Below are 16,944 nucleotides of genomic sequence, written 5' to 3'. Positions count from 1 at the left end.
CTATTAACGTTTTATTTCGTGAATATTAAAATACTTTTCTATTGATCTATTCGATAATTAATCTAAAAATCATTGATAAAGTATTCACAATATTAATTAAAATCCAGGACTTATATAGGTTATTAGGATTTTTGTATTAATTTATTCTCTTTATATTTTATCATGGTAAAAAGTGCCTTATTGTAAGGTGAGGGCATATTTAATTTATCCCCAAGCTCAATAATCTTACCGGAGATGTAATCGATCTCTGTCCTTTTTCCTTTTCTAAGATCTGAGAGGGTTGAGTTAATGTTCTTAGAGGTGTTTTTAATGACGTCTACTGTCTTTTCAAAAATGTCATCAGAGATATCTATCCCTTCTTTTTGAAGAATTGTCTTTCCTTCCGTTGTTATCTCTTTTACAATCTCAATAAGATTTTCATCCAGAAGGATTCCATTCTCGCCATCAAGAATTGAAGCAAGGTTATTGATGGCTGAGTTAATAATTACTTTTGACCATATCTCACCCTTTATGTCATTTGTAAGCTCAGCCTTAATTCCGGCACTATCAAATATTCTGACTATTTCTTTCGCATTTTTGTTTTCTTCTGATATCGCACCAATTAAGGTAGTTCCTTTCCCCCTGAACTGCACCCTACCTGGATTCTCAAGAAATGCGCCCATGCTTGTTACTGCTCCAATGATATTTTGTTTGTCTACTAATTTAGAGATCTCTTCAATGTTTCCTGCCCCATTTTGAAGCGACATCACTTTTGTATTATCATTTAGAATCGGAATGATGTCTTCTAGTGCTTTTCTTGTGTCATATGCCTTAGTTGTGATAACAAGGATATCTGACCCTCTTGCGTCAAGTGGGTTAGAAGATGCATTTATCCTAACATTAAATTCATCAATACCCGAAATAAAAAGTCCATTTTTTTTTATGGCCTCTACATGATTTTGCCTTCCAATCAGTAAGACATCTGCACCACTTTTTTTTAGAAGCCCTCCAAAAAGACTGCCTATGGCCCCTGACCCTATGAAAGCTATCCTCATCTTATCAATTATTCTTTTAATAAATTACTTTTTATACTTGATGTTAATAGTTATAATATATTCGTAAACGCTTTTAAGTATCCAGAGCGCAATAAAATCTAAGGTGATATAATGGCGATGCCAGAAAAGGTTGAGTTTATCGGTAACTACAAGGGATGGAAGTGCTACAAAGGTTTTGAGTCCCTTGATGGGAAAGAGAAACTTGATATTGCACGATTATTACTCTCTATAAGAGAATCATTTAATGAAAAGATCCTTCAGTATTTAGGAGAGGGATTTGATCTAAAGTTTATTCAGGGCATAGTCGACACAATAATAAAGGATGAAAAAACTATTTCTGGTGCTCTTTACAAGGCGAAATCCCCCACGACAACAAAGAAATTATCAGAAATTGCAAATATAAAGGAAGCAAAGGATATTGCAAAAGGAATACTTACTGAAATGGTCTTAGAAAAATTAGGGATTGAAAGGCTTACACCAGATGTCCTTGATAAATATCTCGGGCAGAAACCTATTGAAGATAAGGGGAGCACAGTCGTCTCTGGTAAGGAGATGGTCCATTTTCTCGGTAACTATAGTGGCTGGAAATGCGTCAAGAGAATGGAAGTTGAAGAGCTTACAGAAGATTTTGATATAGCGATGCTTCTTCTGTCCATGAGGGAATCTTTCAATAATAAAATCTATGACTACATGTCCGATAAATTTGATATGGAATCTCTTGACGGACTTGTAGAAGATATAATACCAAAGAAGGGCAGATTTAAAGAGGAAGATATTGCTGCGACACTCTCTAAACTGAATTCCCCTGACTTTCTTTCTGGCCTTCAGAGAATATCCCCAGACCCAAATGCAACTGAAATCTTGAAGAGAATTGCAGCAGAAAAAACACTGATAAGCTTGAAACTTCCCTTGTTGAATGCGAAGATGATCGAAAAGTATATCGAAAAGAAGGCTCTTATTGGCTAAGAATGCTCAGCATGTATATGGTGACTAAAACCATTATGAACATGACTGAATAGATAATTATCCTGATAAGACCTTGCTTTGAATTTTTTGCATAATCATATACTACGTAAGGTCTGCTCTTGACAAAAGTTCTTGGGAGTGGGTCAAGGCCTAAAGAGTCTATATCAATATTCGTGGTATATGTCCATCCAGGACGCCCTTCATGATTTAGAGGTTTATTTGCGGATAAAAATTTCTCTCTATGTTTGTCATACTCTGCTTTTTTCTCTTTGTCAATGAGTGTTTCATAAATCTCTTTTAACTCGAGAAACTTATTTTTTGCCGAGTCTTCTTTTCCTGGATTTTTATCCGGATGGTACTCCAAGGCTTTTTTCCTGTAGGCTTTCTTAATCTCCTTTACATTAGATGAAGGGGTTATCCCCCCGATCATTTCATAGTAATCTTTTTTTGGGTTGTAGGACATTTTATCAGTAAGGCCGATATCTGGTATATTCTAGTCTAATGATAATACAGAATATAAATTTATTACTTTAAAATGTTAAATCCATCTAGAATATGCATATTAAAGTATCAGAGAAAAGATTATCTAAATTTTGAGTATTTAGAAAGAACTCGGAGGATATCTAACGCAATATCCTTGTCTATTATTCCCTCTTCTTCCTTGTCCTTTAAGAACTGTTTAGCCTCGTCAAAACCTATTTTTGAAGCTTTGGCATATAATGGCCCGCGAATAAGGCCGGCTTTTTCTTCTGGCATTTTGTTTAATACTTGATTTAAATCCCATTTAAAGTCTGAAACTCTTCCCATGTTTAATTTTTTAGTCTTTTTAGAGTATATTTTTTGTTTGAATTTTTTAGATCCTTTTGAATAAAATGTATTTGATTCTCCTTGCATCTGACCCTCTCTTTTCTCTATTTGTTAAATAAAACTTTTTAAGCCTTTGCTTAATTCTATTAGATTTTCATGTTGTTTTTTTATAATTTTATCTTCATATATCTGATTTTCAATTGAAATAAAGGTCCATCCACCTTCTTTTGAAGAAAACTTTACCCCAAGGATTGTTTTTGGGGAAAGAACAGTCTTCTTGGATATTTCGGCGGCTGTGTCTAAAAGCGATTTAATCTGCGAGTTTTTGATTTTGATGCTCGATAGTTTGGTGTTTTTGATCTCCATTACTATTGTCTTTTCACCTTTTATTGCTATTATGTCAGGACCGCTCTGGCTTACTCTTTTGCTAAAGACGAAATAACCATTCTCAAGAAGAAATTTCTTGACTTCATATTCCGCTCGGACCCCTCTGGATTTATTTTTAGTTACAGACATCAGATTAAACGCTTCCATTTTAATACATTAATTTTGGGGCCGATTGGAAGATCAGAAATTTCATCCCTTATGAAGTTGATAAATCCGCCATCCCATAAAAGAACAGAGCCTTCCAGATTCTCATCATAATCATTACAGAAGAACATCTCTTTGACAAAATCAAAAGAGTCATCCTTCTCACCTTTTATTAAAAGAGGCAAATCATCATCAAATGACTCTAGCTTGTGATTTATTTTCATCTCCCTTCTTAGGGATGCTGTAATATCTATAACACCTAGCCATTTCCAGTCTTTCTTGTCAATGTGCATAAAAGAAAGCGCAGAAGGATTTCCATCTTTTGATTCAACTATCATCAATCTTCTGCAGCCTTTAAGAACAGCAATATCCTTTAACTCTTCAATAGATTTTTTACCCCTTGTAACTTGAAAAGAAAGAGGTATAACTCCTAGAAGCTCTTTAACAAAGGACCTAGTCCTAGTTGATGGCCTCCTAGAAGTTGAGATAAGCATCATATTAACGTGCTTGCACTGTCTTTGCCAATTCTGGCCTCATCTTGATGAATATCCTGTTGCCACAGTAGGGGCATTTAATCCCCCTTATATCATCAAGTTCTGTAGGGGTGAGTACTCTTTTACATTCAATACATTTATACAACTATTCACTTCCTACTTTACAGCTGCCTTCTGTGAAACTCTTCCCACAGGCGTATCTGGTAGATATGTGCCTCCGGCAAATGTAGTCTCACATTTTGAGCATTGCCATATTGCAGTGTTTATCCTTTTTACAGATTTTCTTCCACATTGTGGACATTTATGTTTCTGTTTCATCTGAGCTTCAATGTTAGAAATTTTAACTCTAATTTTTCTACCGTATCTAGGCCCAAATCGACCTGCACTACTTGATTTATTTGAAACTGCCATGAACATCACCTCATTTCAGAGAATTTTTCTTTTAGAAGGGACCTAACTTCGTCGCCCCTTACCTTTGATCGTCTGACGATGTCTAAAATCTCCTCTTTTTTAAAGCTTCCTACGTCACCTTTCTGCATTGCGGATATTCTTCCACTGTCTTCAGTTGTAGCAGTAATTCTTGAATCCATTACACTTTCCTCTTCCATTGAAGGATCATATAAGATTGAATCTGCTATTTTTGCATATGTACAAGGTACAGGGATTTTCTTCATTGGTAGAGGCATTAGTTCTTCTGTTTTCTTTCCTTCTTCATCTAATACTGCCATTTTAGTATTGTAAAGAGCCCCTATTGCTGCAATTCCAGCTGCGTCAAATAGGTTTCCGTTGTAATCCATTATATGGATATCAACAAACAAGACTCTGACAAGCTCTCCTTCTTTAATGACTAATTTTTGAAAGTCAATGGCGCCTGATTCCCTGATGCCTCTGTCAACTATTCTCGCAAGTTCTATAGCATCTTCTCTTGGTGGGCCTGCCTCAAAGTCAGGAGATGCCATTGGAATTAATTCTGCATTAGTTGTAAAAACTCCTTGGTTGGGTGTGTCGGGAAATGGTGCTCCGGTCTCACACTTTACTCCGGCAATTACTTTTGTGTCTCCAATTTGAACAAAGCATGAACCTTCGGCCTTGTTTACAATCCCAAGTTCGACCTTTAAATCTCTCATGTCGTTAAGGCCTCTTCCATCCTCACGCTTGCCGTTCTTCAAGAGGCTTATCATATACTCCTTCTTAATATCTGAAAGAACACTACTCATTTGCCACATCCTCCGTTACATATTTTTTCTTTAGTGCTTCCTTTTGAATTTCATATACTTCAAGACATCCTTTCCTACCGAGGTCTAAAGCCTCTTCAAGCTGTTCTTCGGATAGGTCTCCGTCCATCTGTAAAAGACTGAACTCGTTTCTTCTTGGAAGAAGTGCCAATGGTAAATCTGCTTGACCATAGTTATCCTCTTCTTTACAGAGGTCCAAAACAATCTTATCATCAACTTTTCCAGCTGCGCATGCGGGCACCAATTCTTTCATAGGTATCCCTGCGTTGGCAAGTGCTACTGATGCAGCAGTTATTCCTGCACATCTTGTTCCAGCATCTGCTTGGATAACTTCAATATTAACCTCAACCATGCATTTTGGGAAATTTTCTAATAACAAAGCAGGCTCTAATGCTCCTTGTGTTACTTTACCTATTTCTACTCCCCTTCTGCTTGGGCCGGGCCTTTTTCTCTCTTCAACTGCGAAAGAAGCCATGTTGTATCTGCACTTTAATATGGCCCTGTCTGATTTTTGAAGAAATCTGGGGTAAGCTTCTCTTGGACCATAAACGGCACAATAAATCTTATTTCCGCCCCATTCAATATAAGATGAGCCATCTGCTCTTTTAAAAACTCCAACTTCTATCTTTATGTTTCTCAATTCATCAACGGCTCTTCCGTCGATTCTCTTGCCATTAGTAAAGAACTTTATGTCTTTCTCCATATGTAACACCTAATATTATCTTGATAATTCAGTTTCAAGTATTTTTTTTATTCTGTCTGTTAGCCCTGGTATATGAGCTTCCCTATCAATTTTAAGAATGGCTCTCTCGACAATATCTTCCATTTGCCTCTCGCCCTTAATCCATATGTTGCCATTCTGACCGACCATAATCTCGCATTTGGTCATTTGCTTCAATAACTTAATCATAGATCCTTTTTTACCAATTACTCTGGGAACCCTTGTGGCATGAATATTTACAACTCTCCCCCATTTCATTTTGCCGTAAGGTCTTTCCTTAGACTGTAAAACAATGTCCGAAGATTCCCCGACATCTCTAATATTTGCATAGATTACATCGCCTACTTTGAATATCCTCTCAAGATTTGAAGTGTCCTTGACATACCTCAAAGCATCCTGGACATGAAGATTGGCCATGTAAGGGGCATTTATATCCAAATCCCAACTTAGAGGATTTATGCTTACAACTGTCCCAATTACATCATCGCCCCTTTTTGGCATATATTTGCCTTCAAGTGGAACTACCTTAACGCCGTCATTTTCAATATAGACTATTCCTAAAACAGAGGATATTATTGTATCCTCAAATTTATCAACCCCATATTCATATCTAAAAGGCCCTTTTGCAATAGCCATACCTGGCGTAACAATCGATCTATCCTTAACTAAAAATTCCAATGTTATCTCTCCGTATCATTTATCCATTATCTTTGTCTCAACGTTTCCTTTTGTAGCGCTGTTCAACTTACTAAAAAGGTCATCCTGTAATCCAGCAGGTATTTCAATTACAAACATCCAAGAGCCATCTCTTCCCCATTCTTCTTTAATAATAGTACCAAGATTTTTTGCAAATCCCATGGTTTTAGGTGCATGCTCCGCAGGCACTTTAACTCCAATTCTTCTGTTTTCAATCTTAATAGGTATTATTGGGGCCAATACATGAATTATCTGCTTAATCTGATCTTCAGTTTTTTTGTACATGTCTATTTGGACTCTTGCTTCTTCTAAGGCATTTTCAATTCTTTGTGGCGGATGTGGGTGGCGTGTCTGGGGATTTATAGCATGTCTTGAAATATAGGAAATAATTTGGGCTCTCTTGTTTTCCATCATCACCCTTCTCTGATCGGTAGTAAGGTGTATTTCTCCTTTCTTAAGAATAATTTTTGAAATCTCATTAACATTATCTGTACCAAATGCCTTTTTAAGCGAGTCAGGAGATGCTTTATCTCCTTTATCGGCATCTTTAAAAATAAAATTTGTAGCGAGGAAATCTTCTACTTCATTTCCCCCCTTAAATTCTTGGGCTTTTTTGGGATCGACTAAAATCTCAAAATGTTCCCCTTGGTACTTATATTTTGCAGTAACTGCATCATCTAGAGATATCAAACAATCTACTCCTTATCCTCCTCTTCCTTAATCGCTTTAACTTTCTCTATATAGAGATTTAATTTCTCTTCGTCCATTTTCTGAAATCTCTTATCTTCCATGCTTATTACAGCCATTTCGACATTACTCTTGCTTAAATCTCCCTCAATTGATTTTTTAAGGGCTCTCAAAGCAAGTATAATTGCATCTTCAATTGATATTTCAGGGGAATATTCCTTTTCGAATATCTCCATTGCAACGGATCTTCCAGCGCCTATGGCTGTTGCTTTCCACTCAAGGTAAGCTCCTGAAGGCTCAGTAACAAATATCTGAGGCCCTTCTGAATTGATACCTGCAAGAATCAAAGAAGCACCAAATGGCCTTAATCCGCCATACTGTGTGTGCATCTGCTTTAAGTCTCCAATTTTCTTTGCCAACATCATGACAGACATCTTTTCATCGTAGCTCAATGTATGAATCTGTGCTTCGATTCTTGATCTATCTACGAGTATCCTTGCGTCTGCTATTATTCCTGATGTCGCTGCAGCAAGATGATCGTCGATTTGAAATATCTTCTCAAATGATTCTGGTTCAACAAGCCTTGAAGGGATTCTCTTGTCGACACAAAGTACGACTCCTTCGTTACATTTAATACCTATAGCGGTGGCTCCCCTTCTTACAGCCTCGCCAGCGTATTGAACCTGATACAAACTTCCATCTGGACTAAAAACGGTAATTGCCCGGTCATATCCAGATGCGGGTGGAACAAATGCCATTTATTTACCTCCATAAACTAATTAACATTAGACTTGATATTTTTTTCTAACCCCTTTATAGTCCCTGATACACAAAGAGGCAGTATATTAACTTTTTCTTTACCTACAGATTTAGTAAGTGATAGTATAAATATAGCTTTGTGTAATGATTTTATATTGCTTTCTATTATGCCACACTTATTACTATCGTCATATTCCTTGACCCAAAGACCTATTTCAGAAGCGCCAAACTCTCCTAAAAAATCAATGGCTGAATTCCAGATAGCCTTAACTAGGTCCTCTCTTTTAAAGTCTTTCCCTCCCTCAATTATAAAACTGACATATCTTGTCTTTTCTCTGAGAGTCTTTGGGTTTTTTATGGACATAAAAACATCTAAAATAGTTATTATGCACATGATTTAAGTATTTTGTCATAAGTTGTCAATCTTAGCATATTCAGAACATTTAAATATGGTATCGTACAATTAATAATTGTGCCAGACAAAAAAAGCATAGCGGAAATAGTTAGGGAATATATAGGTGCACACCCATCTATAATGGACTGTCTAAAGTATGGGATAATCAACTATTCTGCTCTTTCAAGAATGATAATGGACGAATACAAAATAGATAACATGGTTGCTGTACTTATAGCATCAAGAAGATATGCTGAAGAACTGCAGAAAGAAAAAAAGTATCTTGAGAAAAAAATAAAGCTAATTCTAAAAAAAAGCAGGATCAATATAAAGACGAAAGTTGCAACTGTGACATTGAAGCCCGGATGGCATGTTTTCTTGAAACTTGAACCCGTTCTAAAGAAGACACTTTCTGAAGGGTATCTAATTAATATTATTCAAGGCTCCCAAGGTATAACCTTAATCTTACTTGAAGACTATCTTGAGGAGGTTACAGATCTTATAGGAAAAGAAAATGTATTGAGGATTTCAAAAGATCTAGTTGAAATATCTGTTAAGAGTCCCGAGGACATTGGAGATACGCCAGGAGTTGTGTCTTACCTCTCCTCAAATCTTTCCTCTGTCGGGATAAACGTTATTGAAACTATGAGCTGTTTTATGGATACTATATTTGTCGTCGATGAGAAGGATATGGTGCTTGCTTTTGAGGCTCTCAATAGGTGTATAGACTAAATCTTTAATATCTAAAACTTGAAAAAAGGCGTGATATTATGGAAATGAATGTTATTGACATAAAGAAGGATGATGGTGTTGAGTTTATAGTTGGGCAGGGAAACTTTTCTATATACACTGTAGATGATCTTGCAAGGACTCTTCTGACCTGTGTTTCAGGAATTAAAGTTGGTGTTGCAATGAATGAAGCAAAACCAAAACTTACAAGAGTTGCAGGAAACGATGAACACCTAAAAGAGCTTGCCGCTAATGCCGCTTTAAAAATCGGGGCGGGGCATATATTTGTAATAATGATGCGGGGCGCTTTCCCCATTAATGTCTTGAACAACATAAAAGGACATCCTTCTGTTTGTGCTTTGTATGGTGCAAGTGAAAATCCTTTCCAAGTAATTGTAGCAAAAACAAATCTGGGAAGTTCTGTTATAGGCGTCGTTGACGGGACTTCTGCTGAGAAGATTGAAGATAAATATGAAAAGAAAGAACGAAGAGATCTTTTAGAAAAAATAGGATACAAGGTAGAATGAAAACCAAAATAGAAAATCTAAAAGGTCTAAGGCTATTAAATCCTGGGCCTCTTGTTTTGATCACATCAAAGTACCAAGGCAAGTCCAATATCGTTACTGCAGCGTGGACAAGCCCTGTTTCACATTCACCGCCACTTATCTCAATATCCCTCTCAACAAAGAAACTATCCCATATTCTTATTGGAAATTCTAAAGAATTTACAGTTAATATCCCTTCAATTGAACTTATAGACAAGGTTTTATTGTGTGGTTCTGAGAGTGGGCGGAATGTTGATAAATTTAAGGCATATAAACTTAAAGAAGTTAAAGGTAAAAAGGTAGTTTCCCCTTCAATTAAAGAGTGCTTTGCTTTTCTTGAGTGTAAGGTCATTGACTCCTTCTTATGCGGTGACCACTATCTCTTTATTGGCGAGATAGTCCATTGTGAAATTGAAAAGGATTATTACAATGATTGCATTGATGTTGAAAAGGTAAAATTCATTAATCATCTTGGAGGCCCTTGTTTTACCTATCCTGAAAAAATAGTTGAAAAGAAAAGAGAATAGTTACTGGAACTCTGATATGTGATCTCTTCTTATGTCCTCCATCTTGAGATCATACATCTTGAACTCATCTTCATACTTTTGTATATTATTCATTGATTGGATGATTCCGTCTTCTTGCCCAGTTAGATAGTACTCTTTCAAGATTTTGATCTCAACTGCTGCATTATTCAGAGCTTGAACTTTTTTTAGATAAAAATTTGTGTATAGTATTAACCAATCCTTCTTTGATCTCTGAGCTTCGCCCATCGCATTTTCAAGCGCTATTAAAGCTGTTGAAAATTCTAGTATAGCTTTGTCTGCATAAACTGTGACATTGTCCATGTCCTGAATTGAATAAGCATTTGAAGATATATTATAGTATTCAATTCCATTTGCCAAGCGCAGGTTTGCAACTTTTATACTTGTATTCCAGTTATCAAGGGAAGTGTTAAGACATAGAGGTAATAAAATAATCAGACCCAAACACAAAACTAAAAATATATTGCCTTTCATTTTTGCACCTTTCTAGATTTTTTTAAATTAAGGTATAAATCCATCATATCTTCAAAGACATAATCTGGCTTTATATGAGACTTTGATACTTCTGATTTGTCAGCAACCCCACTTAATACGATTGCAGTTTGAATTCCAAAGTTTCTTCCGGCCAAAATATCTGTGTCAATTCTATCCCCAATCATCAAGCTTTTTTCTTTTTTTGCTGAAATCCTTTTGGCCGCCATTTCCATGATTAAAGTTTTTGGTTTTCCGATTATTATAGGCTCAACTCCGCTGGCGGCCGTTATTGATGCTAAAATTGCACCACAGCCAGGTAATATACCTTCATGTGAAGGGTATGTCAAATCTGGGTTTGTACCTATATATATTGCACCCCTCTGGATTGCAAGTGATGATTTCTTCATCTTTTCATAGGTGAAATTGGTATCCCACCCAACAACTACAAGATCAGGATTTTTATCATCTAGTCTTATTCCAGAATTTTCAATGAGCGATACTAAACCTTCGCCCCCAACTACATATGCACTTAGATTATCCTTTTCTTTGAGAAATGTTTCTTTTAGGAATTCTACCGTAGCAACGCCGGAGTTTATTATTTCATTTTCTCCAATTTTTATTCCCATACTTTTCAGTCTTTTTGAATAGTCAGCAGGTGTTTTGGCAGAATTGTTAGTGACACATATAAATTTAATTTCTTCTTGAATTAAATAATCGATAAATTCTCTTGCTCCATTAATCGTGTGATTGCCTCTGTAGAGGACGCCATCAATATCCATGAATATATACTGGATGTCTTTCAAGATTTACTCTCCTTTTTTAATATCCCTTCTGCTGCAAGAATCCCAGTAGCCGCCGAATTGACTATATCCCTTGAAAGCCCAACCCCATCGCCAGCAACGAAAAGATTTGGTAAATTAGTTTCCATTGATGAATCTACTTTTACTCTTATCCCATAGAATTTAATTTCTGGAGCGTATAGAAGTGTTGAGTCACTGCCCACGCCCGGGAGTACGTTATCCAGCCTTTCAAGTGATTCAATTAAATTTGTGACTATTCTATAAGGTAATGCCATAGCTATGTCCCCTGGTGTTGCTGAAAGAAGTGTAGGTTTTATGTTGCTTCTTCTAATTCTTTCAGGTGTTGACCTTCTGCCTCTTCTTAAGTCCCCAAATCTCTGTATGAGAGGTTTTCCACCTCCAAGAACCGTGGCAATCTTTGCAATGGATATGCCATATGACGTTGTATCTTCAACAGGAGAGGTTAGTGTGACCCTTGAAAGAAAAGCGAAGTTACTGTTCTGGGATTTAATATCCCTCATTGAATGTCCATTTACCCCTACATATCCATCATACTGCTCCTTCATCACATACCCCTCATGATTTGTACAAAAAGTTCTTACAAAATCATCATAAGTCTTAGAATAGATATGAAACTTTGGATCTCTATTGACTTCAATTACAGGTTTCATTACAACTTTGGATACTTCGACCCTTACTCCAATATCAATTGGTTGATGTTCTACTTTGATTCCAAGTTCCTGGATTTGTGACATCAAAAAGCTGGAGCCCGCTCTTCCTGGAGCCGCAATGACATAATCAGAATCAATTTTATGCGAAGTATTTTTTTGCATATAGGTAGTGGTGTATCCTTGTTTTACTTTTTCTATTTTGTTAACATCGGCAAGGGATACAAATTTTATCCCTTTTTTTTCGAGATATTTTTTGATTGAGTTTATTACTACAGGGGTGTAGTCGCTCCCTATGTGTCTTTGAGGAATCTGAATAAACTTAATTCCTGAGGCCTCGGCTTTTCTTTGTAAATCCTCAATCATTTCTGTTTCGCCGGTGAAAAGCTTTTCTGGTGCCCCGTGCTCTAAGAAAATTAAATCAACTTCGTTCACTAAACTTATTGCTTTGTCAGCTTTTCCAGTTAGGGCTTCTAAATCTCCACCTATATCGGGCCTTAGATTTAGTATCCCATCTGAGAGGCAACCAGAACCGCCAGTTCCATATAATACATTACAGGGATTACAGTTATCGCACTCGCCTGTACGTTCAAGTGGACATTTTCTGCTATCGACATCCCTGCCTCTATCCAAGACAATAATATCAAATTTATTAGTTTCAGAAAGCTTGTAAGCAGAAAAAAGACCCGCTGGGCCAGCTCCAACGATAACGATTTTTTTCTTCATATAAATAATATTAGAAGTATAACCTAAAAAAGCTTATGGATTTCCTTTATCTTTTGAAGGTTTTTTTGGAAGTCCTTTGAGCGGTCTTTTTGTCTTAAGCTTTGATTTTTTGATTGGCGCCTGCTTTGGTTCTTCTACTAAATCTTGCCTTTGTTCAACTTTCTGAGAATACACTTGAGGTGGCGCTTCTTGCATTGGTGGTCTTTCAAATGTCTTTTTCGGAAGACCAATGCGTTTCATGTTCATCTTTAACAAAGCTATGATAATGAAAAATACGGCAATTACTATAATAGGTAATGCTTGGATTAGGATATTTGATGTCAAGATTAAATTTATTTCTTTTTCAGTTTCTCCTTCAACTTTAACTACCTGTGTTACTTTTCCGTAAAGAGTCGAAGAGGCCGTAACTTGATATTCTTTTGGGAGGAGATCCGATATTACTACAATACCTGAATTATCAGAACTACCTTTTTGCTGTCCATCTACAAGAACAGAAACTCCACTTATTGGATTGCCCTGTAAGTCCTTTAGTGAAACTTTTATTCCACCGTTTGCTTGTTTTAATGTCAGTACCTTTGTAATTCCTGCTTTAGTAATCTCAAAATTAACTTCAGCGGGTCCATATCCTTTTGCATCGGCTTTTAGAGTATAAACTCCAGGAGGAAGCTGCATTGTTCCATTAGCCTTAGTAAGCTTTTCAACTGATACACCGCTTCCTGTTCTTATTATCTCTGCGTCAACTTCAGACAAAGCCATGCCGTCTTCTGTTTTTATTTCATAAGTGAGTGTGCCTTTTTGTTTTGACAATACAACTGTAACTTCTTTTTGTTCTTCTTGCAAAAGATTGAAAGGTTCAGTTGTATATTTCTCATAATCCATGAACTCAACTTCTACAAAATAAGTTCCTGGTTTAACTGAGAATCTAAAGAATCCCCCTAAATCGGTAGAAGTATAAGTTACACTTGTTCCTTTAAGAAAAACTTGTATGCCAAACAATGGATTGCCCTCGTCTGTTGTTACCTTGCCATATACCTCTCCTTTTATGATTAGAGGAACAGTTATTGAATAATCAACAGTATCTATAGGGGTTACAGTATTCGGTACTTCATACTCCGAGGTTGAATAAGAAACTATGACTTTATAGTTTTGTGCATCAGGGATTTCAATCCTAAATTGTCCGTTTTCATCTGTATTAACAGAAAATGTTTCGTTTGTAGTTACGTTTGTGGCTTTCACAGTCGCATTGGCTATTCCAATTTCCCCTGTCTCAAATATCTTGTTGTCATTTGAATCTTTGTAAACTTGCCCGGAAATTATTTTAAACCCAGAATGCCTCAGATAAAAAGTCTTTGAGTCGATTGGAGCTATATCTACGTTTTCAAGCACAGTGACAAATCCACTTTTTACAATAGTAACTGAGTAGGTTCCTTCAGCTATATTTTCAAAAAGGAGTTCCCCTCTTGAATTTGAGTTTCCTGATCTTTGATAGTTTGCATCAGATTGTAATGACATTCTGATTTCCGCATCTTCAATTGGGGCCCCATTTACACTAGAAATAATAAGGAGAAAATTTTTGTTAGTAGCGCCCCAAGTTGATGGTGCCATGAGTACCAATATGAATATTGATAATATGACAATCCTCGAGTATCTTCCTAGCATTGTTCTCCTCAAGATTTTTGATTAAAATAAAAAATTAAATTTCGGAAAATACTTTTCTTACGTCTTTAACCTTAATAGTATTGTCCATCTCTACTATTCTTGTCTCACACTCTACGACATCCCTTACGTCGCCAGAAAGCTCTAGGTAAGTTCCAAGATCTGTGTCGTAAGTTTTTACATTTACGGACCCTGGAATTGTTCCTGGGCTAATTGTGCCAAGGTTAAGGTTTTGGACAAGTATCCTAACTGTATAAGGCTTATCTTCGCGCCTTTCAATTCCTCTTTCAACTATTTTCATAATACCTCACCTATCCTTTAGTAGCTGATAATCAATATACAGTTACCAGTTTATAAGCTTTTCGATATTGATAATATATAATAATGTTTCAAAATCATTACAAAATATAAACAAAAATGGCATAATACCTTTCAAATTATTGAGGGTATTATTTAAATACTATGAAACTATTGATAATCAATATTTACCATTGCACTATAGGTTATATTCTATTTTTGATATTCAATTATAAATGCTTAATCTTATATAATATTTGACTCAATTCTGTATAATGAAAGTTGTTCTTTTAGAATATACCCAAAACCCTGAAAAAGTATGTGCTGTTGCAGCCCTTACCTCAATGAAGGAAGGAACTCCTTCAGATATGTTGAGCGAAATAGATACAGATAATGCAAAAAAGAGGATTCATCGGGTTGTTGGATATGGTCATTATTCAGTTATAGAGCATGCGAGTTTTACTTTTTCTATAGAAGGCATTTCTAGGGCATGTTCCCACCAATTAGTAAGGCACAGGATAGCTTCTTTCACTCAGCAGAGCCAGAGATATGTAAAAATGGAAGATGTTCCATTTGTTACCCCTCCTTTGATTAAGAAGAATAAAGCTGCAGAAGATATATTCAATAAGATTATTAATGATAATACCGAGAGTTATAAGAAACTACTTGAATTAGGGATAGCTCCTGAAGATGCAAGATTTGTACTTCCCAACGCTATTAAGACTAATCTTGTAATGACAATGAATGCAAGAGAGCTACTGCATTTTTTCAATCTTAGATGTTGCAACAGAGCACAGTGGGAAATTAGAGATATGGCATGGGAAATGCTGTATCAAGTTCTTGAAGTTTCCCCTGCATTATTTGAAACATCAGGACCAAAATGTATCAGCGAGGGCATATGTACAGAGGGTAAAGCTTCTTGTGGTTGTTACAAACTTTTTGAAGGAAAAAATATTGATGAAAGAAGGATAATTGTTAAAGAATTTTTTAAGTAATAGTGTGATTTTATGGCTAGGATGGATATTGACACATATTTTATGAGTATTGCAGAATTAGTGAAAAAACGGTCTACGTGCATAAAACAGCATGTCGGGGCAGTATTAGTTAAGGAAGGGTACATTATATCTACAGGTTACAACGGAGCCCCTAGAGGCCTCCCTCACTGCTCAGAAGAAACATGCCTAAGGCAGACCCTTGGCTCTCTTGAGAAATCTCACTTGTGCCGGGGGGTTCATGCAGAACAGAATACAATAATTCAAGCTGCAATACATGGTGTTTCAACTGAAAATTCCACAGTTTACTCGACCCATTTCCCCTGCATGTCGTGCACAAAAATTCTCATAAATGCAGGTGTAAAAGAAATAGTTTATGGGAGAGATTATGACCTTGACAATGAAATAAAAATGAGTATGATAAGGGATGCAGGTGTCAGGGTAAAAAAATTGCTCTTGACTGATTAGATGGAAACTACCTTAAGCGACATAAGAACAATTGATTATCCCGCGTTTTCTAACGAGAGGGCGTCAGCGCTGAAAGAGTCTCTTTTTGAAAAAGGCGTCGATAATATCTACTCTTTTGGTAGGGTTGAACTTGGATCCGATAGGGCGATAGGTAAAGGCAATACCTCGATTATTTTTTTGGGAAACTACAAAAACAAAAATGTATCAATCAAAATTGAAAGGTCTGATTCTGAAAGGAAAGGCTCTCTTAAGAAGGAAGCTTATTATTTGATTAAGGCGAATGAATATGGTGTTGGGCCAAAAATATATGGGTATGATGATAACTACATCATAATGGAATATATCGAAGGAGATCTATTAATTGAGGGAAAGTTCGATAGAGAGGATATATTTGATATCACAAGGCAGTGCAATGATCTCGATCAAGCTGGGATAAACCACAGACAGATTCAAGGCGGAAAGCATATTATCTGCGGAACAAAAAACGTCATAATTGATTTTGAAAAAGCCCATTTCTCAAATACTCCAAAAAATGTCACTTCTTTTTTATCGATGTGCTTCCTATCAGACTGCCTTGTTAGAGAGAGGATAAAGAAGATATTTGATTTTCAAGAAGATTTCGTTAAGACACTTTTAAAAGAGTATAAATCCAACTCAAATATAGTAGATCTTATCGGAAATATCCAATAAGACTTAAATATTTTAGATAATTAACATAAT

At 36.2% G+C, this 16,944-nt stretch carries 25 protein-coding genes; 7 read left to right on the top strand and 18 right to left on the bottom strand.

Features of this window, described 5'->3' with window-relative positions; translation table 11 throughout:
* Positions 1-122 precede the first annotated feature (122 nt).
* Positions 123-1,034, bottom strand: coding sequence for a 2-dehydropantoate 2-reductase (locus PLI06_02875; GenBank protein HOI76540.1), 912 nt, complete (start codon positions 1,032-1,034; stop codon positions 123-125).
* A gap of 111 nt (positions 1,035-1,145) precedes the next feature.
* Here PLI06_02875 and PLI06_02870 point away from each other — a divergent pair, with 111 nt between their 5' ends.
* A complete protein-coding gene (locus PLI06_02870; GenBank protein ID HOI76539.1) occupies positions 1,146-2,000 on the top strand; it encodes a DUF2666 family protein in 855 nt (284 codons plus the stop codon).
* Here the strand turns inward: PLI06_02870 and PLI06_02865 are convergent.
* The 12 genes from PLI06_02865 to PLI06_02810 form a co-directional block, all read right to left on the bottom strand.
* A complete protein-coding gene (locus tag PLI06_02865; GenBank protein HOI76538.1) occupies positions 1,990-2,463 on the bottom strand; it encodes a DnaJ domain-containing protein in 474 nt (157 codons plus the stop codon). The two genes, PLI06_02870 and PLI06_02865, sit on opposite strands and share 11 nt — an antisense overlap.
* Before the next feature lie 119 nt (positions 2,464-2,582).
* Positions 2,583-2,894, bottom strand: a complete 312-nt coding sequence (locus PLI06_02860; protein HOI76537.1) for a hypothetical protein — start codon at positions 2,892-2,894, stop codon at positions 2,583-2,585.
* Between the two features lie 24 nt (positions 2,895-2,918).
* Positions 2,919-3,341 (bottom strand): hypothetical protein, encoded by a 423-nt coding sequence (locus PLI06_02855; GenBank protein HOI76536.1) that lies wholly within the window; start codon positions 3,339-3,341, stop codon positions 2,919-2,921.
* A complete protein-coding gene (locus tag PLI06_02850) occupies positions 3,323-3,835 on the bottom strand; it encodes a hypothetical protein (protein ID HOI76535.1) in 513 nt (170 codons plus the stop codon). The genes PLI06_02855 and PLI06_02850 overlap by 19 nt, the downstream gene beginning before the upstream one ends.
* A gap of 1 nt (position 3,836) precedes the next feature.
* Positions 3,837-3,977: a DNA-directed RNA polymerase subunit P gene (locus PLI06_02845; protein HOI76534.1), complete on the bottom strand. Its 141-nt coding sequence runs from the start codon at positions 3,975-3,977 to the stop codon at positions 3,837-3,839.
* Positions 3,978-3,988: 11 nt separating this feature from the next.
* Positions 3,989-4,243, bottom strand: coding sequence for a 50S ribosomal protein L37ae (locus PLI06_02840; protein ID HOI76533.1), 255 nt, complete (start codon positions 4,241-4,243; stop codon positions 3,989-3,991).
* A 5-nt stretch (positions 4,244-4,248) separates the two neighbouring features.
* A complete protein-coding gene (rrp42, locus tag PLI06_02835; GenBank protein ID HOI76532.1) occupies positions 4,249-5,049 on the bottom strand; it encodes an exosome complex protein Rrp42 in 801 nt (266 codons plus the stop codon).
* Complete coding sequence (gene rrp41 / locus PLI06_02830; GenBank protein ID HOI76531.1) at positions 5,042-5,770, bottom strand: exosome complex exonuclease Rrp41; 729 nt, start codon at positions 5,768-5,770, stop codon at positions 5,042-5,044. Before rrp41 ends, rrp42 begins: the two co-directional genes overlap by 8 nt.
* A gap of 15 nt (positions 5,771-5,785) precedes the next feature.
* The gene (gene rrp4 / locus PLI06_02825) at positions 5,786-6,466 is read right to left on the bottom strand and encodes an exosome complex RNA-binding protein Rrp4 (GenBank protein ID HOI76530.1); all 681 of its coding nucleotides are present in this window, start codon (positions 6,464-6,466) and stop codon (positions 5,786-5,788) included.
* Positions 6,467-6,481: 15 nt separating this feature from the next.
* Complete coding sequence (locus tag PLI06_02820; protein ID HOI76529.1) at positions 6,482-7,174, bottom strand: ribosome assembly factor SBDS; 693 nt, start codon at positions 7,172-7,174, stop codon at positions 6,482-6,484.
* Between the two features lie 5 nt (positions 7,175-7,179).
* Positions 7,180-7,929, bottom strand: coding sequence for an archaeal proteasome endopeptidase complex subunit alpha (psmA, locus tag PLI06_02815; protein HOI76528.1), 750 nt, complete (start codon positions 7,927-7,929; stop codon positions 7,180-7,182).
* Between the two features lie 17 nt (positions 7,930-7,946).
* Positions 7,947-8,294 (bottom strand): Rpp14/Pop5 family protein, encoded by a 348-nt coding sequence (locus tag PLI06_02810; protein ID HOI76527.1) that lies wholly within the window; start codon positions 8,292-8,294, stop codon positions 7,947-7,949.
* Positions 8,295-8,402: 108 nt separating this feature from the next.
* Between PLI06_02810 and PLI06_02805 the strand changes: the two genes are divergently transcribed.
* Genes PLI06_02805 through PLI06_02795 form a run of 3 tightly spaced genes read left to right on the top strand, consistent with a single transcriptional unit; the run spans position 8,403 to position 10,125 of the window.
* Entirely contained in the window at positions 8,403-9,056 is a 654-nt protein-coding gene (locus tag PLI06_02805; GenBank protein HOI76526.1) for an ACT domain-containing protein, read from the top strand.
* A 35-nt stretch (positions 9,057-9,091) separates the two neighbouring features.
* A complete protein-coding gene (locus tag PLI06_02800) occupies positions 9,092-9,580 on the top strand; it encodes an adenosine-specific kinase (GenBank protein HOI76525.1) in 489 nt (162 codons plus the stop codon).
* Positions 9,577-10,125 (top strand): flavin reductase family protein, encoded by a 549-nt coding sequence (locus tag PLI06_02795; protein ID HOI76524.1) that lies wholly within the window; start codon positions 9,577-9,579, stop codon positions 10,123-10,125. Before PLI06_02800 ends, PLI06_02795 begins: the two co-directional genes overlap by 4 nt.
* On the opposite strand, the gene PLI06_02790 is transcribed toward PLI06_02795, so the two are convergent.
* Genes PLI06_02790 through PLI06_02770 form a run of 5 tightly spaced genes read right to left on the bottom strand, consistent with a single transcriptional unit; the run spans position 10,126 to position 14,768 of the window.
* Positions 10,126-10,617 (bottom strand): hypothetical protein, encoded by a 492-nt coding sequence (locus tag PLI06_02790; protein HOI76523.1) that lies wholly within the window; start codon positions 10,615-10,617, stop codon positions 10,126-10,128. It lies immediately after the preceding gene.
* Complete coding sequence (locus PLI06_02785) at positions 10,614-11,420, bottom strand: HAD-IIA family hydrolase (protein ID HOI76522.1); 807 nt, start codon at positions 11,418-11,420, stop codon at positions 10,614-10,616. Before PLI06_02785 ends, PLI06_02790 begins: the two co-directional genes overlap by 4 nt.
* Entirely contained in the window at positions 11,417-12,811 is a 1,395-nt protein-coding gene (locus PLI06_02780; protein ID HOI76521.1) for an NAD(P)/FAD-dependent oxidoreductase, read from the bottom strand. The genes PLI06_02785 and PLI06_02780 overlap by 4 nt, the downstream gene beginning before the upstream one ends.
* Before the next feature lie 33 nt (positions 12,812-12,844).
* Positions 12,845-14,470, bottom strand: a complete 1,626-nt coding sequence (locus PLI06_02775; GenBank protein HOI76520.1) for a carboxypeptidase-like regulatory domain-containing protein — start codon at positions 14,468-14,470, stop codon at positions 12,845-12,847.
* Positions 14,471-14,504: 34 nt separating this feature from the next.
* Positions 14,505-14,768, bottom strand: a complete 264-nt coding sequence (locus PLI06_02770; protein HOI76519.1) for a hypothetical protein — start codon at positions 14,766-14,768, stop codon at positions 14,505-14,507.
* A 271-nt stretch (positions 14,769-15,039) separates the two neighbouring features.
* Here PLI06_02770 and thyX point away from each other — a divergent pair, with 271 nt between their 5' ends.
* The 3 genes from thyX to PLI06_02755 are packed head-to-tail and all read left to right on the top strand — an operon-like array spanning position 15,040 to position 16,914.
* Positions 15,040-15,759, top strand: a complete 720-nt coding sequence (gene thyX, locus PLI06_02765) for an FAD-dependent thymidylate synthase (GenBank protein ID HOI76518.1) — start codon at positions 15,040-15,042, stop codon at positions 15,757-15,759.
* 12 nt (positions 15,760-15,771) lie between these two features.
* Positions 15,772-16,224: a dCMP deaminase family protein gene (locus PLI06_02760; protein HOI76517.1), complete on the top strand. Its 453-nt coding sequence runs from the start codon at positions 15,772-15,774 to the stop codon at positions 16,222-16,224.
* Positions 16,225-16,914 (top strand): serine/threonine protein kinase, encoded by a 690-nt coding sequence (locus PLI06_02755; protein ID HOI76516.1) that lies wholly within the window; start codon positions 16,225-16,227, stop codon positions 16,912-16,914.
* Positions 16,915-16,944: the final 30 nt, after the last annotated feature.

This window comes from Methanofastidiosum sp., from assembly GCA_035362715.1.
Taxonomy (GTDB): domain Archaea; phylum Methanobacteriota_B; class Thermococci; order Methanofastidiosales; family Methanofastidiosaceae; genus Methanofastidiosum.
Note: the sequence above shows the minus strand (reverse complement) of the source record. Positions and strands in the feature narration are given on the sequence as shown.